The organism is Streptosporangium amethystogenes, from assembly GCF_000721075.1.
Lineage (GTDB): Bacteria > Actinomycetota > Actinomycetes > Streptosporangiales > Streptosporangiaceae > Streptosporangium > Streptosporangium amethystogenes.
In genome coordinates this window covers 70,252-92,908 of the sequence record NZ_JOEQ01000004.1, presented here as the reverse complement: position 1 = coordinate 92,908, position 22,657 = coordinate 70,252, and the positions used below count along the sequence as shown (strand labels likewise).

At 69.0% G+C, this 22,657-nt stretch carries 25 protein-coding genes; 19 read left to right on the top strand and 6 right to left on the bottom strand.

The features are described from left to right. The first annotated feature begins 4 nt into the window (after positions 1–4). The gene (locus IG98_RS0105180; RefSeq protein ID WP_084195143.1) at positions 5–406 is read left to right on the top strand and encodes a DUF742 domain-containing protein; all 402 of its coding nucleotides are present in this window, start codon (positions 5–7) and stop codon (positions 404–406) included. 7 nt (positions 407–413) lie between these two features. Next, complete coding sequence (locus IG98_RS0105175; protein ID WP_030906227.1) at positions 414–764, top strand: GTP-binding protein; 351 nt, start codon at positions 414–416, stop codon at positions 762–764. A 331-nt stretch (positions 765–1,095) separates the two neighbouring features. On the opposite strand, the gene IG98_RS0105170 is transcribed toward IG98_RS0105175, so the two are convergent. The 5 genes from IG98_RS0105170 to IG98_RS0105150 all read right to left on the bottom strand — a co-directional run bounded on the left by IG98_RS0105170 (position 1,096) and on the right by IG98_RS0105150 (position 5,526). Further along, a complete protein-coding gene (locus tag IG98_RS0105170; protein ID WP_030906225.1) occupies positions 1,096–2,100 on the bottom strand; it encodes a methyltransferase in 1,005 nt (334 codons plus the stop codon). Between the two features lie 71 nt (positions 2,101–2,171). Beyond that, positions 2,172–2,954, bottom strand: coding sequence for an ABC transporter ATP-binding protein (locus IG98_RS0105165; RefSeq protein ID WP_030906224.1), 783 nt, complete (start codon positions 2,952–2,954; stop codon positions 2,172–2,174). Positions 2,955–2,963: 9 nt separating this feature from the next. Further along, positions 2,964–3,755: an ABC transporter permease gene (locus tag IG98_RS0105160; RefSeq protein WP_030906222.1), complete on the bottom strand. Its 792-nt coding sequence runs from the start codon at positions 3,753–3,755 to the stop codon at positions 2,964–2,966. Beyond that, positions 3,755–4,543 (bottom strand): ABC transporter permease, encoded by a 789-nt coding sequence (locus IG98_RS0105155; RefSeq protein WP_051751601.1) that lies wholly within the window; start codon positions 4,541–4,543, stop codon positions 3,755–3,757. Before IG98_RS0105155 ends, IG98_RS0105160 begins: the two co-directional genes overlap by 1 nt. After that, the gene (locus IG98_RS0105150) at positions 4,540–5,526 is read right to left on the bottom strand and encodes an ABC transporter substrate-binding protein (RefSeq protein WP_030906219.1); all 987 of its coding nucleotides are present in this window, start codon (positions 5,524–5,526) and stop codon (positions 4,540–4,542) included. Before IG98_RS0105150 ends, IG98_RS0105155 begins: the two co-directional genes overlap by 4 nt. 500 nt (positions 5,527–6,026) lie before the next feature. On the opposite strand from IG98_RS0105150, the gene IG98_RS46590 reads away from it, so the two are divergent. The 17 genes from IG98_RS46590 to dprA all read left to right on the top strand — a co-directional run bounded on the left by IG98_RS46590 (position 6,027) and on the right by dprA (position 21,868). Then, positions 6,027–9,206 (top strand): sensor histidine kinase, encoded by a 3,180-nt coding sequence (locus IG98_RS46590; RefSeq protein ID WP_169750072.1) that lies wholly within the window; start codon positions 6,027–6,029, stop codon positions 9,204–9,206. A 43-nt stretch (positions 9,207–9,249) separates the two neighbouring features. Beyond that, positions 9,250–9,663, top strand: a complete 414-nt coding sequence (locus IG98_RS0105140) for a roadblock/LC7 domain-containing protein (RefSeq protein ID WP_211263895.1) — start codon at positions 9,250–9,252, stop codon at positions 9,661–9,663. 24 nt (positions 9,664–9,687) lie between these two features. Beyond that, positions 9,688–10,146 carry a DUF742 domain-containing protein gene (locus IG98_RS0105135; protein ID WP_157594167.1) on the top strand — a complete coding sequence of 153 codons (459 nt, stop codon included), beginning with the start codon at positions 9,688–9,690 and terminating at the stop codon, positions 10,144–10,146. Positions 10,147–10,159: 13 nt separating this feature from the next. After that, positions 10,160–10,540, top strand: a complete 381-nt coding sequence (locus tag IG98_RS0105130; protein ID WP_037969548.1) for a GTP-binding protein — start codon at positions 10,160–10,162, stop codon at positions 10,538–10,540. Between the two features lie 85 nt (positions 10,541–10,625). Beyond that, entirely contained in the window at positions 10,626–12,185 is a 1,560-nt protein-coding gene (ffh, locus tag IG98_RS0105125) for a signal recognition particle protein (protein WP_030906212.1), read from the top strand. A gap of 763 nt (positions 12,186–12,948) precedes the next feature. Beyond that, positions 12,949–13,416, top strand: coding sequence for a 30S ribosomal protein S16 (gene rpsP, locus IG98_RS0105115; RefSeq protein WP_030906211.1), 468 nt, complete (start codon positions 12,949–12,951; stop codon positions 13,414–13,416). A gap of 1 nt (position 13,417) precedes the next feature. Continuing rightward, entirely contained in the window at positions 13,418–13,660 is a 243-nt protein-coding gene (locus IG98_RS0105110) for an RNA-binding protein (protein ID WP_030906210.1), read from the top strand. Positions 13,661–13,753: 93 nt separating this feature from the next. Beyond that, complete coding sequence (gene rimM, locus IG98_RS0105105) at positions 13,754–14,269, top strand: ribosome maturation factor RimM (protein WP_030906209.1); 516 nt, start codon at positions 13,754–13,756, stop codon at positions 14,267–14,269. Between the two features lies 1 nt (position 14,270). After that, a complete protein-coding gene (gene trmD / locus IG98_RS0105100; RefSeq protein WP_030906208.1) occupies positions 14,271–15,062 on the top strand; it encodes a tRNA (guanosine(37)-N1)-methyltransferase TrmD in 792 nt (263 codons plus the stop codon). Positions 15,063–15,314: 252 nt separating this feature from the next. Beyond that, a complete protein-coding gene (gene rplS / locus IG98_RS0105095) occupies positions 15,315–15,668 on the top strand; it encodes a 50S ribosomal protein L19 (protein WP_030906207.1) in 354 nt (117 codons plus the stop codon). Between the two features lie 155 nt (positions 15,669–15,823). Next, positions 15,824–16,690 (top strand): signal peptidase I, encoded by an 867-nt coding sequence (gene lepB, locus IG98_RS0105090; RefSeq protein WP_030906206.1) that lies wholly within the window; start codon positions 15,824–15,826, stop codon positions 16,688–16,690. A gap of 9 nt (positions 16,691–16,699) precedes the next feature. Continuing rightward, entirely contained in the window at positions 16,700–17,293 is a 594-nt protein-coding gene (gene lepB, locus IG98_RS0105085) for a signal peptidase I (RefSeq protein ID WP_030906205.1), read from the top strand. Positions 17,294–17,357: 64 nt separating this feature from the next. Then, entirely contained in the window at positions 17,358–18,044 is a 687-nt protein-coding gene (locus tag IG98_RS0105080) for a ribonuclease HII (protein ID WP_030906204.1), read from the top strand. A gap of 39 nt (positions 18,045–18,083) precedes the next feature. Further along, positions 18,084–18,407 carry a DUF2469 domain-containing protein gene (locus IG98_RS0105075; protein WP_030511723.1) on the top strand — a complete coding sequence of 108 codons (324 nt, stop codon included), beginning with the start codon at positions 18,084–18,086 and terminating at the stop codon, positions 18,405–18,407. Positions 18,408–18,555: 148 nt separating this feature from the next. Next, complete coding sequence (locus tag IG98_RS0105070; protein ID WP_030906202.1) at positions 18,556–18,909, top strand: YraN family protein; 354 nt, start codon at positions 18,556–18,558, stop codon at positions 18,907–18,909. 62 nt (positions 18,910–18,971) lie between these two features. After that, on the top strand, positions 18,972–20,570 hold the full coding sequence (locus tag IG98_RS0105065) for a YifB family Mg chelatase-like AAA ATPase (protein ID WP_030906200.1): 1,599 nt from the start codon (positions 18,972–18,974) through the stop codon (positions 20,568–20,570). Beyond that, on the top strand, positions 20,567–21,868 hold the full coding sequence (gene dprA / locus IG98_RS44505) for a DNA-processing protein DprA (RefSeq protein ID WP_037969420.1): 1,302 nt from the start codon (positions 20,567–20,569) through the stop codon (positions 21,866–21,868). Before IG98_RS0105065 ends, dprA begins: the two co-directional genes overlap by 4 nt. A gap of 72 nt (positions 21,869–21,940) precedes the next feature. Here dprA and IG98_RS0105055 read toward each other — a convergent pair whose 3' ends face one another. After that, positions 21,941–22,573 (bottom strand): murein hydrolase activator EnvC family protein, encoded by a 633-nt coding sequence (locus tag IG98_RS0105055; RefSeq protein ID WP_051751598.1) that lies wholly within the window; start codon positions 22,571–22,573, stop codon positions 21,941–21,943. Positions 22,574–22,657 lie beyond the last annotated feature (84 nt).

Genomic DNA, 22,657 nt, shown 5'->3' with positions numbered 1-22,657 from the left:
TGATATGGACGCACCAGGTTGGCGTGGGCCGGGGGAGGAACCCCAGAACACGTCTCAGGCCAAGAGCGGGCGAGACCGGTTGATTCGCCCGTACGCTGTGACCGGGGGCAGGACCGCCCCCCGGATGCAGCTAGCTCTTGAGGCACTGGTCTCCTCGGCGACGTTGGCGGGAGTGGATCCCGCCACGCTTTCCACGGAATATCAGGCGATCATTTCGCTGTCCCGGCAGGTGCGCTCGGTCGCCGAGCTCTCTGCCCTGTTGCGCATGCCACTTGGCGTGACCCGGGTACTGATCGCGGACATGGCGGCCGAGGGCCTGGTGCAGATCCATCAGCCGTCACTGGATGCGGGTAAGCCGGATCTCAATTTGCTTGAAAGGGTGCTCAGTGGGCTTCGCAGGCTCTGACGCCGGGATGACGTCGACGAAGATCGTCGTCGCCGGCGGGTTCGGTGTCGGCAAGACGACCTTCGTCGGCGCGTGGGACGACCTCGTGAAGGGCGCGATCGGTGCGATCGTGCTCGTCGACACCCGGAGGCTGGCCGACAGCTTCCCGGCGATCGACTACTTCGAGGAGGCCGGACTCCCGTTCGTCGTGGCCCTCAACGGGTTCGGCGGATCGCACATCCACGGTGAGGAGGAGGTGCGGGAGGCTCTGACGATCTCCCCGCACATCCCCGTCGTCCGGACCGACGCCCGGTCCAGGGACGCGGTGAAATCGACCTTGATCACCTTGGTCGAGCACGTCCTCACCCTCAGGGTCTGATCTCCTGGCGCGGGTCTCGCCCCTGAGAAGGGGCGAGACCCGCTTCTTTTTCCCCTGACAGAGCTCCCGCGAAGCCGCCCTCGCCCGCCGCGGGTCGGCGGGGCTCGCCCTCCCGGACGACGCCCCGGTTCCGGAATCCCCGATCTCCACGCCTTCGCCGGCCGACTCGTTCTCCGTCCTCGGGACCCGGGTGTCCCCTACCTGACAACGACATCGGACGCCGGCCCGCCGGTGATATTCCGGCGGGGGCGGGGCCGTTGCCCCCCCCGCCCCCCCCCGCCGCTGTTTCGCGAGCCCGATGCCGGCCTTTACGCCGGCCCTATATCGGCCGCTAAATAGGCAGGGCCTCAACAATTGAGGCGCCACCGGGTAGTTCCATCTGCCGGTTGAGCCGGAAACCGGACTTGCCCAGGAGTTCGGCGTACTCGGAGGTGCTGCGTTCCATGCCCTCGCCGAAAAGGGCGAGCATTCGCATGTCGATGTCCTTACTGATGTGCGGTCTGTCGTCGTCCGGCACCACGGCCTCCACCAGGAGCACTCGGCCGTCGTCGGAGACGGCCTCCCTGACGTTGCGCAGAATCCGCACCGAATCCTCGTCGGACCAGTTGTGGATCACACTGCTCAGCAGATAGGCGTCCGCCCCGCCGGGCACCGAGGTGAAGAAGTCGCCGTCCACGAATTTGCACCGGCCTTCAAGACCGGCCTCGGCGAAGAACTCCCTGGCCGCGCTGACCACCGGTTCCTGATCGAACAGCACCCCGTCCAGATCTGAGTGGGTCTTCAGAACGGCGGCCAGGATGTGCCCCTTGCCGCCGGCCACGTCCACCAGGGTCCGGACCCCGGAGAAGTCGTAGCGGGAGGCCACGGCGTCCGCGAACGGCTGGGCCCTGACCACCATGTAGTCGTTGAACAGCGCGCCGGCCCCGGGGTTGGCCTTCAGGTAGCCGTAGAGGTGCCCGTGCCGTTCGACGAAGCCCGACCTGCCGGTGCGCACGGTCTGCGGGACCATGCCCATGCCGTGCCAGAAGCCCTCCTCGGAGATCATCCGTACGGCGGAGCGGAGCGAGCCGGGCAGGTCGGCGCGGAGGGTGGCACCCGCCTCGGTCAGCTCGTAGGTGCCGGGCGCCGTGGTCGCGACCATGCCCATGGCGGCGAGCTGGCGGAGCACCCTGCCGAGCGCGGAGGCGTCGGCGCCGCAGCGCAGTGCGAGCTCGTCGACGCTCAGGGCGCCGTCTCTCAGGTGGTCGGCGCAGCCCAGCTCCGCCATCGTGGCCAGGGCGGCGAAACGGGAGACGCCGCCGATCGCGTCCCAGACCGGTGCCTGTGGGTGGCTCATGGAAATCCTCTCTCTGCGGTGTGCGGCCCTGAGGGGACCACCACGTTTCGGCAGGCGTTTTGAAGAGGGCTTCAGGAGGCCGAGGGCGACGGGCTCCGCATGCCGCGCACCAGGCGGCCGACCTCGGCACGCAGGTGCACGAAGTCGGGGTGCTCACGGGTGGTGATCTGATCGCGCGGTCCCGGGAGGTCCACGCGCAGGTCACCGACGATTCCGGCAGGGGCCTTGGACAGGACCACGACGCGGTCACCGACGTAGACGCTCTCGTCGATGTCGTGGGTGATCAGCACGATGGTCATGTTGTGCAGGTTGCGGACCCGCAGGGTCAGGTCTTCCAGGTCCTCACGGGTCTGGGCGTCGACGGAACCGAAGGGCTCGTCCATCAGCAACAGGGCGGGGCGGTAGGCCAGGGCTCGGGCGATGGACACCCGCTGCTGCATGCCCCCGGAAAGTTGCCACGGGTACTTGGCCGCGGCGCCGTCCAGGCCGACCTCCTCCAGTGCCTCCATCGCCGCCTGCCCGCGCTGCCGCTTGTCCATTCCCTTACGGCGCAGCGGGAGCGAGACGTTGTCGACCACCGACATCCAGGGGAACAGGGAGCGGCTGTAGTCCTGGAAGACCACGGCCAGGTTGTCGGGGGTCTGCTCGACCTGGGCGCCGTTGAGCGTGACCTGGCCGCCGCTGGGCCGCAGCAGCCCCGCGATGGAACGCAGCAGTGTGGACTTGCCGCATCCGGAGGGGCCGACGATGCACACCAGTTCACCCTGGGCGACCTTCAGGTCGATGCCCCCCAGCGCGTTGTGGGCGGTCGGCCCGTTGCCGTAGGTGTGGGACAGATTCGTGATCTCAAGCACAGCAGGTCCTCAGGTCGTCTGCTTGGCGGAGCGGTGCCAGGACAGGACACGTCGCTCGGCCGCCAGGAACGCCGAGTTGAACACGTATCCCAGGACGCCGAGCACCACGATGGTTCCCCACACGCCGGAGAAGTCGTATGACCTCTGGGCGTCCAGAAGCTGGAAGCCGATCCCGTCGGTGCTGCCGACCAGTTCGGAGAGCACCATGAGGATCAGCGCCAGTGACAGGCTGACCCGGAGTCCGGCGAAGATCTTCGGCATGGCCGAGGGCAGGATGATCCGGAACAGCCGCTCACCGCCCGACAGCCCGAAGACCCTGGCGGTGTCCAGGTGCTGGCGGTCGACCTGCCGAGCCCCCTCGGAGGCGTTGATCAGAACCGGCCAGACGATGCCGAACGCGATGAAGCTGATCTGCATCCGGGGACCGATGGAGAACAACGCCATGAAGAACGCCAGCAGCATGGGCGGCGGGATGGCGCGGGCGAACTGGACCAGGGGGTCGATGAAGCGAAAGAGCAGCGGGGAGCGGCCCAGGGCGACCCCGAGGACGATCCCGACGACCCCGGCCAGCACCCACCCGGACAGCAGCCGGCCGACGCTCACCGGGATGTTCGTCAGCGCCGCGTCGGTCAGCCAGAGCCGCTCCGCGGGACCGGTCAGCCACATCGTGTACATGCTGGTCGCGATCTGCGACGGCGGCGGGAAGCTCAGCATCTCGATGCCGCGGGTGAGCAGCTCCCACAGCAACAGCACGACGGGCACCGGCCACAGCCGGACCGCGCCGCGCAGCAGGCCGTTCATCAGACCACCTCCGTACGGGCGGTGTGCCAGCGGAAGATCCGCCGTTCCGCGAGCACGAACAGGCCGTTGGTGACCATGCCGATGACCCCGGCCCAGATGGCGGCGGCGATGATGTACTCCACCGCGTCCGCGTTGCCGCCGCTCTCCAGGACGTAACTGCCGATGCCCTGGGCGCCGCCACCGAGCAGTTCCGCACTGATTCCCACGATGAGCGCGATCGCCGACGCCAGCCGGACACCGGTGGCGATGAAGGGCGCCGTGCTCGGCAGGGAGACGCGCCACAGCACGGCCGACTTCCCGAACCCGAAGCTGCGGAGCGTCTCCTTGGCGAGCGGGTCGACGTCCTTGAGGCCGTACATCGTGTTGATCAAGACGGGCCAGGTCGCCGCGTAGACGATCAGGAGGACCTTCATGTCGAACCTGTCGGAGAACACGGCGAGCGCCAGCGGGATCAACGCGATCGACGGAATCGGGCGCAGGAACTCAAGGATCGGCCGGAGCGCGCTCTCCACCCGGGGCAGGCTGCCGAGCAGGAACCCGGCGGGTACGGCGAGCGCGACCGTGAACAGCAGTCCAAGAGCCCAGGCCCCGAGGGTCGAGGCGACGTCGGAGAGGAACTCGCCGTCGGTCACGAGTGCGGCTGCTCGACCCAGCACCGTGGAGGCCAGTGGGAAAACGAGCGGATCGATCAACCCGGTCCGGCCCGCGACCTCCATGACGCAGAACAGCCCTGCGACGCCGAGGGCGCCGCAGAGCAGTCTGTTGTCGAGCGGGTTGTGCCGTGTCACCCGAGGTTTCCGGGAAGGAGGGTCTTGGCCTGGATCGGGCTCTTCAGGTAGCCCTGCTCGACCATCAGGTCGGCGACGCGCTGAAGGCGGGTCTCGTCAAGGCTGGTCGGGAAGGACCCGAGGGTGATGACGGCGGCGGTCGCAGCGTCGATCTTGGTGTAGGTCGGCAGGATCTCCTCGACGGCCTTGCGGTCGGTGGCGGAGATCTGCTGGGCCTTGGCGATCGCCCGCTGGAAGGCGGCGACGGTCTTGGGGTTCTCGGTGGCGTAGCTCTCCATGACGATCACGCCGGCGATGGGGAAGTCCGCCGTGGAATCGACCATCGTGTCGGCGAGCTTCTGGGCGCCGAGGTTCTTCTGCACCGCGGTCAGGGCCGGCTCGGTCATCCAGGCCGCGTCGACGGTCTTGTTGGCCAGCTGGGCACCCATCTCGGGGAAGGGGAACTCCAGGAACTGCACGTCGGCCTCGGTGAGGCCGTGCGTCTTGAGCACCGAGGTGACCGCCAGGGTGCCGATGTTCTTGAGGCTGTTGACCGCGATCTTCTTGCCCTTGAGGTCGGCGGGCGTCTTGATCGAGGAGTCCTTGGGCACCATGAGGTTGAACGAGTTCGGAGCGGCCTGGTAGAGGTCCGAGATGATCTTCATCTTGTTGCCGGCCGCGACGGCGAGGAAGGCGGAGACGTAGTTCGTCTGGGTGGCGTCCAGGGAACCGCCGATGAGGGACTGCTGGGCCTGGGCTCCACCGGGCACCGGCTCGATGGTGACGGTGAGCCCCTCCTCCTTGAAGAAGCCCCGCTTGTTGGCGATGTAGAGCGCGGCGGAGTCAGGGATCGGCAGCGCGCCGATCTTGATCTGAGTCTTCTCCAGACCGCCCGCGTTCGCGGCGGTGGTGTCAGTGGACTTGTCGGAACCTCCGCAGGCGCTCAGCACCAGGGCGGCGGTGACTCCTGCGATGACGGCCCGGCTCGCAAGTGTGAACCTCATGGGTCTCCTTAGCTGCATTTGACCGCCCCTGCCGGAACTCGCGGTGACTCATCGGGCGACATGGAGGGGGTCCCGGGAGGCATGTTGGTCAAGGGGGGGTTTGCCGACCGCGGATCAGAGTAGCGGAGTAGATCAGTCAAATTACAAATATAACCCCTTTCGCCCCTATCGCCCCGAAGCTACAAAGCAGGCATACGCCACTCAGTTGTCACATCCGTATCAATCAACGGATAGATCCGCATAGCGGGCATAAGCAGAGATGTCAATAAATCTGTTTCGCAACTTTGTGGAAGTTTGTGGTTACGGGGCGGAGAGTCACCGCCCGATTACAGGTGTGATGTACCCGTTCGGTAGGAAATGTGAGTTATGTGCTGTTGGCCGAACTCATCCGGCTGTGCTCCAATAACCCCTACCCCATGGATGCGTCGGCGTCACTCGCACATCATTGCGTGACGCGATCCCCTCCAAGCAGACGATCCGAGGAGAGGCAGCGGAGGCCAGTGAGGACAGCGTCAATCCCCAGCGAACGCGAATCCGGGCTGGCACCTGCCCTGGGATTCGACAACCAGGGGGGGCGGCCGCAGAGCGGCCCGGGTCAGGACCGGGACGACTCCGGTTCCGAGAGTTCTGCGAGGAACGGCGGCAAGCTCGCGCTCAAGAACTGGCGGGTGAGATCGCGACTGATCGCGCTCATCGTCATCCCCACGGCCGCCGCGATCGTGCTGGGTGGCCTGCGGGTCACCACCTCGATCAGCAGTGCCACCGAGTACGAGCGCGTGCGGACCACCGCCGAACTCACCGCGGGCCTGAGCCGCCTGGTCGACGAGCTACAGGTCGAGCGGGACCTGTCGGCCCGGTACGTGGCCCAGGGTCGGCTGAGCACCGGCAAGTCGAATCTACGCAAGCAGTACGAAAGCGTCGACAGCGTCGCCGGCGAGGTGCGCACCCGCATCAACGGCGTCATCAACGACAGCGGCGTCATCGAGTCGTTCGGGGCTCGGAGCAGGAACGAGCTCACGCAGATCCGCAGCCGCATCGACGAGCTCAAGAGCCTGCGTGACGCGGCGACGGCCACCCAACTACCGGCCCAGCCCACGATCGCCGCGTACTCCCGTACCATCACGGACCTGCTCGCCCTGCACGACGAGATCATTCAGGGCGTCGCGGACCAGGAGATCACCGCCAGCGCCGCCGCGTTCGCCGCACTGGCCAGGGCCAAGGAACAGGCCTCCAGGGAGCGGGCGAACCTCGCCGTCGCCCTCGCCGTCAGGGGGTTCAGCGCGGAAGGCCTCAACGCCATGCTGGCCGCCCGGGCGCAGTTCGACAGCGAGCTCGCGACCTTCCGCTCCGAGGCCTCGGTCGCCCAGCGCCAGCTCTACGACGACACGGTCAGCAGCCAGAAGAAGGACCGCGCGGCGGCACTGCGCGCCCGCGCCATCTTCCTGGCCCTCAACGGCCAGCCGCTGAGGAACGTCGACGTCTCCAGGACCGGACTCGGTGACCAGACGACGTGGTTCGACGCCTCCAGCGACATCATCGAACGCATGCGCGCGGTCGAGGAGCAGGTCGCCGATACCCTCATCACGCAGAGCCGGGTCCTGCAGGAGTCGGAGCAGCGCGGCGCGCTGATCGCCGCCGGGTTGAGCGTGCTGCTGCTCATCTTCGTCCTGATCGTCACCGCGATCATGGCGCGGTCGCTGGTCAGGCCGCTGCGCAGGCTCCGTACCGAGGCGCTGTCCATCGCCGGCCAGCGTCTCCCCGAGACCGTCCAGAGCATGCGCGAGAGCGGCGAGGTCTCGACCACGGACATCACCCCGATCGGTGTCGCCTCCGACGACGAGATCGGTGAGGTGGCCCGGGCCTTCGACGAGGTCCACCGCGAGGCCGTGCGACTGGCGGGCCAGGAGGCCACGCTGCGGAGCAACGTCAACTCGATGTTCGTCAACCTCTCCCGGCGCAGCCAGACCCTGGTGGAGCGCCAGCTCTCCCTCATCGAGAGCCTGGAGCAGGGCGAGCAGGACGAGGGCCGGCTCGGCAGCCTCTTCCGCCTCGACCACCTCGCCACCCGCATGCGCCGCAACTCGGAGAACCTCCTGGTCCTCGCCGGTCAGGAGCCCGCCCGCCGGTGGAGCCAGCCGGTCCCGCTCATCGACGTGGTCCGCGCCTCGCTGTCGGAGGTCGAGAACTACGAGCGGGTCGACCTGCAGCTGTCCGCGGGCGTGGCCGTGGCCGGAACCTCCGTCAACGACGTCGTCCACCTGATCGCGGAGCTGGTGGAGAACGCGATCTCCTTCTCCCCCCGGGAGACCAAGGTCATCGTCTCCAGCAACCGCATCGACGGCGGTGGCGTGATGGTCTCGGTGACCGACATCGGCATCGGCATGACCGCCGAGGAACTCGCCCAGGCCAACTGGCGACTGGCCAACCCGCCGGTGGTGGACGTCTCGGTCTCCCGCCGGATGGGCCTGTTCGTGGTCGGCCGCCTTGCCCTGCGGCACGGCATCCGAGTCCAGCTCAGGCAGCAGGACAGCGGCGGCCTGACCGCCATGGTCCTGCTCCCGGAGAACCTGCTCGCCGTCACCGCCCGCCCGGGAGGCGGTCCCGGTGCCATGCCGCAGAGCGGAGACTGGGCCGGGTCCATGGCCTCCATGGAACGCCCGCCCGTGCTGGCCAGCCCCGCGGCTCCCCAGATGCCGTCCTTCGCCTCGTTCGAGGCCGCCCATCAGAACTCGTTCGCCTCCTTCGACCTGGGGCAGCAGTTCAACTCCTTCGAGGCCTCGCAGCCTCCCTTCGGTGGCGGCCAGTTCGGGCAGGCACCCGTCGACACCCCATGGCCGGGACAGCTCCCGCCGCCCGGCGCCACCCCCGGTCACGGCTGGCCGGACGCCTCCCAGCCCGACCCCACCGCGTGGCACCAGGGCCAGGGCGCCCCGTCCAGAAACGACGCCGGAACGTGGTCGGGGGGACCGAGCGCGCCCGCGCGCGGTGACGCCCCCGTCTGGCCCGGCGGGCAGAGCAGGGACGGCGGCTCCGACGTCTGGTCGAGTTCCTCGTTCCGCGGCGGCGACTCCGGAGGCTGGCCGTCCAGCGGCAACTCCGGCCCGTTCGGACGGCGCCCGTTCGACACGGCGGACAACACCGGCCCGCTGCCGGTGATCCCCGCCTCCTCGCCCATGGAGGAGGCGAAGGAGGAGTTCCTGCCGATCTTCGCGGCCGTCGAGTCCGACTGGTTCAAGAAGGTCGAGCCGGTCCAGGCCGCCGAGGAACGGGGCGAGGAGGTCCAGACGGCCCAGCCGTCCCAGGCCGTCCAGGAGACCGTTCAGCTCTCACAGCAGGCCGCCCCCACACAGGGGAACGGTTGGTCGTCACCCGCCGACGTGGGCTGGCAGGCGGCCAAGGCCGCCAGCGAGCCCTCACTCGGCGGGATCACCGGTTCCGGGCTGCCCAAGCGGGTGCCCAAGGCGAACCTGGTGCCCGGTACGGCCGCGCCCGACCTGGGCGCGGCTCCCCAAACCCCCGCGCTCCGGCCGACAGTCTCCCCGGAGGCGGTGCGCAACAGGCTGGCCAGCTTCCAGCAGGGCGTACGGCAGGGCCGCGCGGCCGCCAGGGGCGGAGCCGCGGACGGACGGCCGTATCCCGACTTCGGCCGGGACGTTGAAGGAAACAAGGAGGACCGGTGAGCGAGCTCATCATGGTCGCCAAGGAGGATGACACGTGCGCGAAATGAGCCAGGCCGCCCGGGGGGTCAATTGGCTGATCACTGACTTTGTGAACAACGTCCCAGGTGTGGCGCACACAGTCGTCGTGTCGGCGGACGGTCTGCCGTTGGCGTATTCCGACGGATTTCCCAGGGACAGGGCGGACCAGCTGGCCGCGGTCGCGGCCGGCCTGATCAGCCTGACCCAGGGCGCCTCGCGGGTTTTCGAAGGCGGTGCGGTCACCCAGACCGTGGTGGAGATGCAGCGAGGGCTGCTCCTCATCATGTCCATCAGTGACGGTTCCTGTCTGGCGGTGCTGGCCGCCGCCGACTGTGACATGGGACTGGTGGCCTACCAGATGACGTTGCTCGTCGAGCGGGCAGGTCAGGTGCTGACCCCGGCCGTCCGCGCGGAACTGCAGTCTTCCCACTCACGGTGACGGCGATGACGCTAGGAGGCTGTCGTGGCAGGCCGCGGCTGGACCGGTGAGGGCGACCCGCACGGCGGGTTTCCCTACCAATCGATGGACGACCCCCACCGGCAACAGGCGGGGCCTTCGCATCTCATGCAGCCGGCGCCGTTGGAGCAGAGCTCCCTCGTCCGTCCGTATGCCGTGACCGGGGGGCGTACCGCCCCCCGGACCCAACTCGCCCTGGAGGCCCTGGTCTCCTCGGCGACCTCCATACATCACGATTTATCCACCCGCACTCCGGAGTATCAGGCAATCAGTGCCCTGTGCCGGCAAGTGCGTTCGGTCGCTGAGATCTCCGCGATGCTCCGCATCCCGCTCGGCGTGACCCGGATCCTGGTCGCCGACATGGCCGCCGAGGGTCTGATCCAGTTGCATCAGCCTCAGCTGGACGCGGGCAAGCCGGATCTCAACCTGCTGGAAAGGGTGCTCAGTGGACTTCGCAGGCTCTAGCCGCGGCGGCGGCCTGACATCGACGAAAATCGTCGTCGCCGGGGGATTCGGTGTAGGTAAGACCACGTTCGTGGGGGCGGTGTCGGAATGGGACGACCTCGTGAAGGGCGCGATCGGTGCGATCGTGCTCGTCGACACCCGGAGGCTGGCCGACAGCTTCCCGGCGATCGACTACTTCGAGGAGGCCAAGCTCCCCTTCGTCGTCGCGGTCAACGGGTGGGACGGCACCTACCTGCACGGTGAGGAGGAGGTACGCGAGGCGCTGACGCTGGCGCCGCACATCCCCATCTCCAAGACCGACGCCCGCTCGCGCGACGCGGTGAAGGCCACGCTCATCACGCTTGTGGAGCACGCGCTCACCACGCGGATGGCTGTTCCCGGCTGGGGCCGCTGACCCCGGGAGGGCGTCAGTCGCACCTCCCAGCGGATAGGCTGGGAGGTCGAGTCGCAGACCTGTAGCGCAGAGGCTGGCCAATCACGTGTTCGAGACGCTTTCCGACCGGCTGACATCGGTCTTCTCCTCCCTTCGATCCAAGGGTCGGCTCTCCGAGGCCGACATCGACGCGACCTGCCGCGAGATCCGCATCGCGCTCCTCGAGGCCGATGTCGCGCTGCCCGTGGTCAAGGCGTTCGTCGCCCAGGTCAAGGAGCGCGCCCGCGGCGCCGAGGTCTCCCAGGCGCTGAACCCGGCGCAGCAGGTCGTCAAGATCGTCAATGACGAGCTCATCGAGATCCTCGGCGGCGAGACCCGGCGGCTCCGCTATGCCAAGAACCCGCCGACCGTGGTGATGCTCGCGGGCCTGCAGGGTGCGGGCAAGACGACCCTGGCCGGCAAGCTCGCCCGCTGGCTGCGTGAGCAGAACCACACGCCGCTGCTGGTCGCCGCCGACCTCCAGCGGCCCAATGCGGTACAGCAGCTCTCGGTCGTGGCCGAGCGCGCGGGCGTCGCGGTCTACGCGCCCGAGCCGGGAAACGGCGTCGGCGACCCGGTCGCGGTGGCCCGCCAGTCGATCGACCACGCCAAGCGGCAGCAGCACGACATCGTCATCATCGACACCGCGGGCCGCCTGGGCATCGACCAGGAGCTGATGAAGCAGGCGGCGGACATCCGCGACGCGGTCTCGCCCGACGAGGTCCTCTTCGTCGTCGACGCGATGATCGGCCAGGACGCCGTCAGCACGGCCCAGGCGTTCATGGAGGGTGTCGGTTTCGACGGCGTCGTACTGACCAAGCTCGACGGCGACGCCCGCGGTGGCGCCGCACTGTCGGTCCGCCACATCACCGGCAGGCCGATCATGTTCGCGTCCACCGGTGAGAAGCTCGAGGACTTCGACGCCTTCCACCCGGACCGGATGGCCTCCCGCATCCTCGACATGGGTGACATCCTCACCCTGATCGAGCAGGCGCAGAAGACCTTCGACGAGGCCGAGGCCGCCAAGATGGCGAGCAAGCTCACCTCGGGCGAGGGCTTCACCCTGGAGGACTTCCTCGAGCAGATGATGATGGTCCAGAAGATGGGCCCGATCAAGAACCTGCTCGGCATGATGCCCGGCATGGGGCAGATGCGTGATCAGCTGAACCAGGTGGACGACCGCGACCTCGACCGGATCGCCGCCATCATCCGCTCCATGACCCCTGCCGAGCGTCACAATCCGAAGATGATCGACGGCTCCCGCCGTGCCCGTATCGCGAAGGGCTCCGGTGTGACGGTGACCGAGGTGAGCGGCCTGGTCACCCGCTTCTTCGACGCTCAGAAGATGATGAAGCGGATGGCCGGCGGCATGGGCATCCCCGGCATGCCCGGTGGCCGCAAGGGGGCCAAGGCCGCGCAGAAGAAGGCGGCCAAGGGACGCAGGGTCAGCGGTGACCCGCGCAAGGCGGCGCTCGGCAAGGCCGCCCCCGACAAGTCCGGCGAGCCCGCACCCCCGGCGGGGAACGGCCTCCTCGGCAAGCTCGGTTCCCGGCAGCAGCTGCCTCCTGGCCTGGAGCTGCCGCCGGGCTTCGACCCCTCGAAGTTCAAGCTCCCCGGTCAGAAATGAGCGATGGACCCTTCCACGCGCGTGCCAGGTGGATCTGGGTGATCATCGTCGCGGGGTTCATCCTGGTGGCCGTGCTCGAACTGCTCGGGGTACGTCCGAAGTAGTGCTCCCACCACGGCATCCCGGCCGACGGATCGTACGGCGGGTAGGTGAGCCGCGTGGGTGCTCCCGGGGGTGCGGGGATCTCCGGTGCCTGGGCGGCTCCCGGCAGGATCGGCGCCTCGGGCAGGACGGGGGTTCCGAGCCGTGAGGCGGTCCCCGGCGGCCCGACTGTCTCCGGCGGGGCGGGTGCTCCCGTCCGCGCCGGAGTCCCGGGCAGGAGCGGGGTCCAAGGAGGCACGAACGTGCCTCCTTTCGGAGTCACGGCAGGGGACGGGGCGGACGCCGGCGGCGCGTCGGCCTGACCGGCAGGGACCGCCCTGATGGTCAGCACCGCTCCCAGCACGGTGATGGATCCGGTCGCGGTCAGCAGCAGAGATCTGAGGGTGGTTGCCACGGCGGCCATTTAGCGCAGCAGGCCGGACCCGCCGGGGGCCCGGACACACGTGGATTACCGAGATTTGCCCTCCGGCCGCCGCAGGGGATGGCCGTGGATTGGCCGGACACCCCCGCGCGTCTGGCACAATGACATGTTGGAACATCGTGACACGTGGTTGCCCTCTCACTCCCGCGTGCCATGCCTGTCCCTCGATCGGTCCTCTCCTCGTGCCCCACTCGATGAGACACCGCTCACCCACGCTCTAATGCAGGAGAGACCACACCAGTGGCAGTCAAGATCAAGCTCAAGCGGCTCGGCATGATCCGCAACCCGCAGTACCGCATCGTCATCGCCGACAGCCGCACCAAGCGTGACGGCCGGGCGATCGAGGAGATCGGCCTCTACCACCCGAAGGAGAACCCCTCGCGCATCGAGGTCAACTCCGAGCGGGCGGCCTACTGGCTGGGTGTCGGCGCGCAGCCGACCGAGCCCGTCCTCAAGCTCCTCAAGCTCACCGGCGACTGGCAGAAGTTCAAGGGCGAGCCGGCTCCGGCTCCGCTCCTGGTCGCCGAGCCCAAGGCCGACCGGCACGCCGTCTACGAGGCCGCGGCCAAGGAGGCGCTGTCTCTGGAAGCCGCCACCACGCCGAAGAAGTCGACCCGCAAGGCGGCTCCCAAGGCTGAAGAGGCCCCCGCCGAGGCCCCGGCTGAGCCCACCGCGGCCGCCGAGGAGAAGCCGGAAGGCGAGGCCTGAGGTGCTTGAGGAGGCCCTCGAGCACCTGGTGAAGGGCATCGTCGAATATCCCGACGATGTCCAGGTGCACGCTCGCCGCATCCGCAGCGGGCGTGTGCTTGAGGTCCGGGTGCATCCCGAGGACCTCGGCAAGGTCATCGGCCGCGGCGGCCGTACGGCCAAGGCGCTTCGCACGGTCGTGAACGCCCTCGGCGACGGCAAATACGTCCGGGTCGATCTGCTCGACCTGAACGAGGCCCGCTAGCCGCCGGACGCGTCCAATCGAGCGAACGGGCCACCCGCCCAGCGCGGGTGGCCCGTCTGCTTTCCACCGGCACCACTATGTGAGGAGGCGGGCGTGCAGCTCGTCGTAGGGCGGATCGGTCGCCCGCACGGACTCCGCGGAGACGTGTCCGTGGAAGTACGCACCGACGAGCCTGACAGGCGCTTCGCCCCGGGCACAGCCCTGGCCACCGAGCCCGCCTCGGCCGGCCCGCTGGTCGTCGAGTCCCGCCGCTGGCATTCGGGCATCCTGCTGGTCAGGTTCGAGGGCGTGAACGACCGCGACCACGCCGAGGAGCTCCGCGGCACCATGCTCGTCATCGACTCGGCGGACATTCCGCCGTCCGACGATCCCGACGAGTTCTACGATCACCAGCTCATCGGCCTCGCCGTGGTCAAGCCCGACGGCGAGCGGGTGGGCGAGGTGTCCGACGTGCTCCATCACGGCCAGGACCTGCTCGTCGTACGGCGTGGGAAGGCGGAGGTCTACGTGCCGTTCGTCAAGGCGCTGGTCCCGGTGATCGACCTTGAGAAGGGCATCCTCGTCGTGGACGCTCCGGCGGGACTGCTCGATCCGGACGAGATCGTCTGACATGCGCGTCGACGTCATCTCGATCTTCCCCGAGTACTTCGGCCCCCTCGACGTCTCCCTCATCGGCAAGGCCCGCGAGCGCGGCATCCTCGACGTCCGTCTCCACCAGCTCCGCGACCACGCCCACGACGTGCACCGCACCGTGGACGACACCCCCTACGGGGGCGGCCCCGGCATGGTCATGAAGCCCGAACCCTGGGGTGAGGCCCTCGACGAGGTCCTCGCCGCGGATCCCGCGGTCCTGCCGCGGATGATCGTGCCGACCCCCAGCGGTGTGCCCTTCACCCAGAAACTGGCGATGGAGTACGCCGCCGAGCCCTGGCTGCTGTTCACCCCGGCCCGCTACGAGGGCATCGACTCCAGGGTGATGGCCGAGTACGGCGCGCGCATGCGCGTGGACGAGGTCAGCATCGGCGACTACGTGCTCGCCGGAGGCGAGGTGGCCGTGCTGGTGATGATCGAGGCCATCGGACGGCTGCTGCCGGGTGTACTCGGCAACGTCCACTCGGCCGTGGACGACTCCTTCGCGCCCGGTGCGATGGAGAACCTTCTCGAAGGTCCCGTCTACACCAAGCCGCCCGAGTGGCGGGGGCACGAGGTGCCGGAGATCCTGCTCTCCGGGCATCACGGAAAGATCGCCCGCTGGCGGCGGGACCAGGCACTGCGCCGTACCGCGAGGAACCGGCCCGAACTGCTGGCGGCGCTCGCCCCGCAGAGCCTGGACAAGCACGACAGGCAGCTCCTGTCCGAGCTCGACCGGCCCGGGGCCGGACCTGTCGACCCGGCTCCCTGACCGGTTCCTTCCCCTGACCGGCAGCCGATACGGAGGCCGGTCCGGCCGCCCTGACCGGCTGATTTCCGGTCGGTCGGGAAAATATGGCAGACTGAAGCGTTGCCGCCGACCGTCCATGGGTTGGCGCGCACTGCCGGGAGAGCGACCCGGCTCCCGAGACACAGTCCACTTCAGCACGCGTGTCCGTCACGACGCCGCTCCGTTGCGGCCGGATGGACCTCCGGGTGCGTTTAAAAATGAGGTACCACTGCCATGCACACGCTGATCAGCGAGCTCGAGAAGTCCTCGCTCCGCACCGACATCCCGAACTTCCGGCCCGGTGACACGCTTGAGGTCCACGTCCGGGTCATTGAGGGCAGCAGGTCCCGTGTCCAGGTCTTCAAGGGCTTCGTGCTCCGTCGCCAGGGCGGCGGCTCCCGCGAGACCTTCACGGTTCGCAAGGTCAGCTACAGCGTCGGCGTCGAGCGCACCTTCCCGGTGCACAGCCCGGTCATCGAGAAGATCGTCCTCGTGACCCGTGGCGACGTCCGCCGGGCCAAGCTCTACTACATGCGTGACCTGCGCGGCAAGGCCGCCCGCATCCGCGAGAAGCGTGAGGCCCGCTAGGCGCGCGCTGGTCGCCGCCCTGGCCCGCACCCTCCTTTCCGGGGAGCGGGCCAGTCGCATGTAAGGAGGTTTGACCTCCTATGGCAATACGCATGGCTGTGCGGTACCCCGTCACTCGACCACTTGGTGCCGCCCATCATCTAGGCTCGTCAGCGATGACTAGCGAAGACCGGGAGTACGGCGCAGTCTCGCGTCGACCTGTCGAGGACGAGGTGGACGTGGTCGCCGAAGACACCCAGAAGAACGCCAAGGGCGACAAGGACAAGAAGAAGGGCTCCTTCTGGAAGGAGTTGCCTGTTCTGATCGTCGTGGCGGTGGTGCTCGCTCTCATAATCAAGACCTTCGTGATCCAGGCGTTCTACATTCCCTCGGAGTCGATGGAGAACACCCTCCTCACGAACGACCGGGTCCTGGTCAACAAGCTCGTCTACCGCGTCCGGGACATCGAACGCGGCGACGTGGTGGTGTTCTCCGGGGTCGACTCCTGGGATCCCGAGATCGACCTTGAGGAGCCGTCCAACCCGGTCGCGGGGTTCTTCCGCTGGGTCGGAACCGCCTTCGGCGTGGTCCCCGGCGAGAAGGACTACATCAAGCGGGTCATCGGCGTCGGTGGCGACACGGTGAAGTGCTGTGACGCCCAGGGCCGGGTGACGGTCAACGGGGTCCCCATCGACGAGGACTACCTCTACCCGGGGGACGTGCCGTCCCAGAAGTTCTTCGAGGCCAAGGTCCCCGAGGGCCGCCTGTGGGTGATGGGCGACCACCGGATGGTCTCCCTCGACTCCCGCTCCCACCTGGGCGATCCCGGCGGCGGGACGATCTCGGTGGACAAGGTGATCGGCCGGGCCTTCGTGATCGTGTGGCCGTTCTCCAGGGCCACGACCATTCCCATCCCCGACACCTTCGGTCAGCCGGCCCTCAAAGCCGCCGCGGCCGTGGGAGAGGCGACCCCGTTCCTCGCGGGCTTCGCAGGCGCCGTGCCGCTGGTGCTGTGGCGTCGTCGCCGGCTTTCAAGGCGGTAGCCGAACCTCATGACCGTGGAACCCGAGGCTGACAAGAACAAGAAGTCCGGCAAGGGCGGGAACCTGCGCGAGTCGCTGTTCCTGCTGGTGTGCGGGGTGGTGGTGGCGCTGCTGTTGCAGGCCTTCGTCTTCCAGTCGTTCTGGATCCCGTCGGAGTCGATGGAGAACACCCTCCAGGTGGGCGACCGGGTGGTCGTCAACAAGCTGCACGGCGACACCGAGCGTGGCGACATCGTGGTTTTCAAGGGTTGGAACGACGAGGACACCATCAAGCGGGTCATCGCGGTCGGCGGTGACACGGTGAAGTGCTGCGACGCCCAGAAGCGGATCACGGTCAACGGGGTGCCGCTCGAAGAGGGCTCCTACCTGTACCCCGGCGACTTCCCCTCGGGGGACGCGTTCGAGAAGGTGGTCCCCGCCGGGAGACTGTGGGTCATGGGCGACCACCGCACCGCCTCCGCCGACTCGCGCGCCCACGAGGAGCGGGAGAAGGAGGGCACGATCTCCGAGGACGACGTCATCGGCCGTGCGATGGCGATCTACTGGCCGTTCTCCAGGGCCACGATCCTTTCGAGGCCGGAGAGCTTTCTCAAGGTGAGATAGCGGTACCGAATGTACCGGAGGGGGCGTACTCTCTGCTCATGGTCGCTGTGTCACCCGAGGTGTCATGACGGTTGCGTTCCGCCCCAGGCCCAGCGTGGTCCGGCGCGATCTAGGGCTGTACGGCTACGAGCGGGCCCTTGACCGCCGCGGACTCGGTCCCGTGGCAGGGGTCGACGAGGCGGGCCGGGGCGCCTGTGCCGGGCCTCTGGTGGTCGCCGCCGTGGTGCTGGGCGGCCGGATCGACGGCCTGGGTGATTCCAAGCAGTTGACGGCCTCCCGCCGCGAGGCGCTGTACGAGCGGATCACGGCGACCGCGGAGGCGGTGAGCGTGATGGTGATCCCGCCGGGTGAGATCGACGCCCGCGGTCTGCACAGATCCAACATCGATGGGATGCGCAGAGCCGTGGCACGACTTCCCCGTCAGCCCGGCTACGTTCTCACCGACGGGTTTCCCGTTCCCGGGCTGCCCGTGCCGTCATTGGGCGTGTGGAAGGGAGATCAGGTCGCGGCCTGCATCGCCGCGGCCTCGATCGTGGCCAAGGTGACGCGGGACGAGATGATGGTCGCGTTGCACGAACGTCATCCCCGGTACGGATTCGCCGTGCACAAGGGGTATGGCACCGTCGATCATCGCAGGGCTCTCAGCACCTACGGTCCGTGTCCGGACCACCGCTTCTCGTTCTCGACGGTGGCACGGTCAGGAGCGGGCGAGGTGATGGGTGAGAATGAACTGGGGGCCGGTGCCGTCTGATCGGGCGGGCCGGGGTGTGCGTTTAACAGGAGGACCGGTATGAGCGCAGAGGATCTCGAGAAGTACGAAACCGAGATGGAGCTGCAGCTTTACCGTGAGTATCGCGACGTTGTCGGCCTGTTCACATACGTCGTGGAGACTGAGCGGCGCTTCTATCTCACCAACTCCGTCGATCTCGACGTGCGGACCGCCGAGAACGGCGACGTTTTCTTCGACGTGAAGATGCAGGACGCCTGGGTCTGGGACATGTACCGGCCCGCAAGGTTCGTCAAGAACGTCCGAGTGGTGACCTTCAAGGACGTGAACGTCGAGGAGCTCGCCAAACCCGATCTGGAGATGCCGAAGGAGGGCTTCTCCTCCTGAGAGGCTTTGCGGCTTTTTGACCATTGCTGAGTGGGGCGGGGCGTCGTCCACAGGCGCGCCTCGTCTCCGGCGGGTTGTCCACAGAGTCCCGTTCGGCTCGTCGGGGGTGCGGTGAGCTGAGCGAAGGTCGGGAACCGGAGGTGGTTCCATGGCCGCGAAGGATGAGCTCGGCAGGTACGGCGAACAGGTCGCCGTCGACTATCTGCTCGCGCACGACCTGCAGATCCTGGATCGCAACTGGCGATGCCCGGACGGGGAGATCGACGTCGTCGCCCGAGAGGGACGCACGCTCGTCGCGGTGGAGGTGAAGACCCGCTCCGGCCGCAGTCACGGCACCGCCTTCGAGGCGGTCACCGATGCGAAGATCGCGCGCCTGCGCATGCTCGTGGCCAGATGGGTCGCCGAGCACCGGGAGGCGTTCGACGCGATCCGCGTTGACGTCGTCGCCCTTGAGCGGTTCGCCGGGGATTTCGCCATCCGCCACGAGCGGGGGGTGTGCTGATGTCTCCTGGCCTGTCCTGGATCATTCGCCGCCCACATCCCGCCCGGTGGGAGGTGAGGTGAGTGGCCGTCGCACGCACGCGCTGCGTCGCCCTGGTCGGGGTGACCGGCCGTCTCGTCGAGATCGAGGCCGACATCGGCAGCGGTGTCGCGGGTCTGCACCTGATCGGAATGCTGGACACCGCGCTGAGCGAAGCCCGCGACCGGGTCCGCTCCGCTCTGGTCAACAGCCGGTACGCGTGGCCCGACGCCCGGATCACCGTCAGCCTGTTCCCCGCCAGCCTGCCCAAGCGGGGCAGCCTCTTCGATCTCGCGATCGCGATGGCCCTGCTCGCGGCGGCCGGATTCGTGCCCGCGGCCAGGGTCGCCGAGCCGTTCTTCCTGGGTGAGCTGGGTCTCGACGGCTCGGTGCGGCCGGTGAGGGGCGTTCTCCCCGCCGTGCTGGCGGCCGTCGCCGCGGGTGCCCGCACCGTCGTCGTCCCCGCACGCAACGCCGCCGAGGCGGGTCTGGTGCCGGGCGTGACCGTGATCCCCGCGACCACCCTGGGCGCGCTGGTGAGCGGGCTGCGGAGCGGCGAGTCGCCGGGAGGCGTCCTGGACGGTGCCGAAGATCCCGGTCACCGGGCCGCGCGCCCGCTTCCGCCGGGATGTCACGGCGAGGCCGTCCCCGGGAACGAACTGGAAGACGGTGCCGCCGAGGACGGTCCCGACCTGGGAGACGTCGCCGGGCAACCCGTCGCCCGCCGCGCGCTGGAGGTCTGCGCCGCAGGTGGTCACAACCTCTGGATGCTCGGTCCTCCCGGCACCGGCAAGACCATGCTCGCCGAGCGGCTGCCGACCCTGCTCCCGGCCCTGCAGTGGGATCAGGCCCTGGAGGTGACCGCCATACACTCGGTCGCCGGAGTGCTGCCCAAGGATCGCCCCCTGCTGGTCCGCCCGCCGTTCGTGGCGCCACACCACACCGCGACCGTCGCGTCCGTCATCGGTGGGGGCAGCGGGATGATCCGCCCTGGTGCGGTTTCGCTGGCCCACCGGGGAGTGCTCTTTCTCGATGAGGCCCCCGAGTTTTCGACGACCGTTCTCGACGCGCTCAGGCAGCCGCTCGAATCGGGCCGGGTGACGGTCTCCAGGGCGTTGGGGGCGGTGACCTTTCCCGCCAGGTTCGCGCTGGTGCTGGCGGCCAACAGGTGCCCGTGCGCGCGGCCCTCCACCCCCAAGGATCCGTGCGCGTGCGCTCCCGCCGCCCGTCGCCGCTATCTCGCCAGGCTTTCCGGCCCGCTGCTCGACCGGGTGGACGTCAAGGTCAGCCTCGCCAGGTCGACCCGGCGCGAACTCCTCGCCGACCGCCGCTTCATCGAGCCCAGCAGGGTGGTGGCGGAGCGGGTGCTGCTCGCCCGTGAGCGCGCCGCCAAGCGGTTCGCGAACACGCCGTGGCGCTGCAACGCGGAGATGCCCGCTCGCGCCCTCCATGCCGAATACCGGCCGCCGCCCGCGGCGATGTCACCGCTGCTCCGGTATCTCGACAGCGGCCTGCTGAGCGCCCGGGGGCTTGACCGGATCATCAAACTGGCCTGGACTCTGGCCGATCTCGCCGGCAAGGACCGGCCGGAGCCGCACGAGACCAACTCCGCCCTCGGGCTGTGGCTGGGGGAGGAACGTTGAACGACAGGCTCGCGCGGCTCACCCTGATGCGCCTGGCCGAACCGGGTGACCCCGCGATGGGCGCGCTCGTCGCCCTGCGCGGCCCACAGGCCGCCGTCGCACTGGTCCGGGAGGGCGCCGCGGACGCGGATTTCACCCGGTGGTTCGCCGACACCCACGGCCGCCCGGCTGGAGGCCCCGGCCCCTGCGACGAGGGCTCCGGTCCGTACGACAGAGGGCTGTACGACAGGAATCCGTACGACAGGGGCTCGGATGGCGCCTCAGGGGCGGGCTGCGGCAGGAGGGCCGGATGGGACGAACGGCTCGTGGCCAGGTTCGACCGGATGGTCGCATCCTGGGCGGCCCGGCTGAAGACGGCCGACCCCGAGCGCGATCTGGCCGAGGGCGAGCGGATAGGCGCCAGGCTGGTGATTCCCGGCGACGCCGAGTGGCCGAGCCAGCTGGATGACCTGGGAGGCTCCCGGCCCCATGCGCTCTGGCTGCACGGCGACTCCGACCTGCGATTCTCCTGCCTCAGATCCGTCGCGGTCGTCGGTTCCCGGGCCGCCACGCCATACGGCACGCACGTGGCGGCGGAGCTGGGGGCGGGACTGGGCGAGAAGGGATGGGGGGTCGTCTCCGGTGGCGCCTACGGCATCGATGGGGCCGCCCACCGCGGTGCGCTCGCCTGCGAGGCGCCGACGGTCGCCGTGCTCGCCTGCGGCGCCGACGTCGCCTATCCCAGCGCGCATCAGCAGTTGTTCGCGGCCGTTCGGGCGCAGGGGGTGCTGGTCAGCGAATGTCCCATGGGCGCGCACCCGACCCGGCCGAGGTTCCTGGTCAGGAACCGTCTTATCGCGGCCCTGTCACGGAGCACCGTGGTGGTCGAGGCCGCCGTGCGCAGCGGGGCGCTCAACACCGCCGGGCACGCGGTCGCACTCAACCGGCAGCTGGCCGCGGTGCCTGGCCCGGTGACCTCGGATGCTTCGGCAGGGTGCCATCGGCTGATCCGCCAGGGCAAAGCCGTCTGTGTCACCGGTGCCGATGAGGTGATCGAGCTCGCCGGAACGATGGGCGCCGACCTGGCCCCCGAAGCGCGTGGGCCGGTGCTTCCCCGTGACCGGCTCGACCCGGAGAGCAGGAAGGTCATCGAGGCCATGCCCACCCGGATCGGCATGGGACCGGCGACGATAGCCGTCGCCGCGGGCGTCGACCTGGAGACCGTGCTCTCCTGCCTCGGCGGCCTGGCCGCCGCGGGCTACGTCGAGCGTGCCTCCCAGGGCTGGCGTCTCCGCGCCGATCGCCCTTTCGGTGGATAGCCACCTTCCCGGCCCGGGAAGGTGGCCGCCGTGGCGTCGGTCAGGGACGAGTGCCGGCCTGTCCATCGGTGATCAGCGATGGACAGGCCGGCCGGCGAGATCCCGGCCGGGCCACAGGGGGAGCAGGCGGACCTGGCCGTGACCGAGGAGGAGCAGGGGGTCGAGATAAGCGCGGTCGCGGAGCAGACCCCAGTGCAGGCAGGCGGCGGGGCAGTGCCCGGGGACGTCCTGGAGGACGCCGATCACCTCGCCGGTGGCCACCGCCCGCCCACGTCCTACCGAGGGCTGGACGGGCAGGTAGGTCGTTCGCAGGCCGCCGGGGTGGAGCACGGTCACCACTCCACGCTCTGCGAGCGGGCCCGCGTAGCCGACCGTTCCGGCTCCCGCGGCGCGCACCTCGGCTCCGGGGGACGCGGCGAGATCGGCGCCCCGGTGGCCGGCCAGCCACGGCTGCGCCGGTGGCGCGAACCCCCTGAGCACCCGTGGCCGCCCGGCGAGCGGCCATCCCCAGAGCGGAGAGGGGGCGGGTGCCTCGCCCGGACGCGTCGCCCCGGCCATGCCGGGTGTGGCCTCACGGCCGGTTCCTCCGCCGGTTCCTCCGCCGGGGGACGCGAGGGCGGTCGCATGGTGGGCGCCGGCTGCCGGAACGGCCAGAATCAGCGAGCAGAGCACGGCTCGCAGCCCCATGGCGGGGAAGGGTCTCATGCCTGCGAGCATGCGGACCAGCGGTGTGACGGATATGGGCCGAACTGGATTCTGTGGACAGGCGGCCGAGGGTGTGGAGGGGCA

What these genes read in the sequence shown, in the direction of transcription:
- IG98_RS0105180 (WP_084195143.1), top strand. Translation starts at nt 5, where the DNA reads ATGGACGCACCAGGTTGGCGTGGGCCGGGGGAGGAACCCCAGAACACG.
- IG98_RS0105175 (WP_030906227.1), top strand. Translation starts at nt 414, where the DNA reads ATGACGTCGACGAAGATCGTCGTCGCCGGCGGGTTCGGTGTCGGCAAG.
- IG98_RS0105170 (WP_030906225.1), bottom strand. Translation starts at nt 2,100, where the DNA reads ATGAGCCACCCACAGGCACCGGTCTGGGACGCGATCGGCGGCGTCTCC.
- IG98_RS0105160 (WP_030906222.1), bottom strand. Translation starts at nt 3,755, where the DNA reads ATGAACGGCCTGCTGCGCGGCGCGGTCCGGCTGTGGCCGGTGCCCGTC.
- IG98_RS0105150 (WP_030906219.1), bottom strand. Translation starts at nt 5,526, where the DNA reads ATGAGGTTCACACTTGCGAGCCGGGCCGTCATCGCAGGAGTCACCGCC.
- IG98_RS0105140 (WP_211263895.1), top strand. Translation starts at nt 9,250, where the DNA reads ATGAGCCAGGCCGCCCGGGGGGTCAATTGGCTGATCACTGACTTTGTG.
- trmD (WP_030906208.1), top strand. Translation starts at nt 14,271, where the DNA reads ATGCGCGTCGACGTCATCTCGATCTTCCCCGAGTACTTCGGCCCCCTC.
- rplS (WP_030906207.1), top strand. Translation starts at nt 15,315, where the DNA reads ATGCACACGCTGATCAGCGAGCTCGAGAAGTCCTCGCTCCGCACCGAC.
- lepB (WP_030906206.1), top strand. Translation starts at nt 15,824, where the DNA reads ATGACTAGCGAAGACCGGGAGTACGGCGCAGTCTCGCGTCGACCTGTC.
- lepB (WP_030906205.1), top strand. Translation starts at nt 16,700, where the DNA reads ATGACCGTGGAACCCGAGGCTGACAAGAACAAGAAGTCCGGCAAGGGC.
- IG98_RS0105080 (WP_030906204.1), top strand. Translation starts at nt 17,358, where the DNA reads ATGACGGTTGCGTTCCGCCCCAGGCCCAGCGTGGTCCGGCGCGATCTA.
- IG98_RS0105075 (WP_030511723.1), top strand. Translation starts at nt 18,084, where the DNA reads ATGAGCGCAGAGGATCTCGAGAAGTACGAAACCGAGATGGAGCTGCAG.
- IG98_RS0105070 (WP_030906202.1), top strand. Translation starts at nt 18,556, where the DNA reads ATGGCCGCGAAGGATGAGCTCGGCAGGTACGGCGAACAGGTCGCCGTC.
- IG98_RS0105055 (WP_051751598.1), bottom strand. Translation starts at nt 22,573, where the DNA reads ATGAGACCCTTCCCCGCCATGGGGCTGCGAGCCGTGCTCTGCTCGCTG.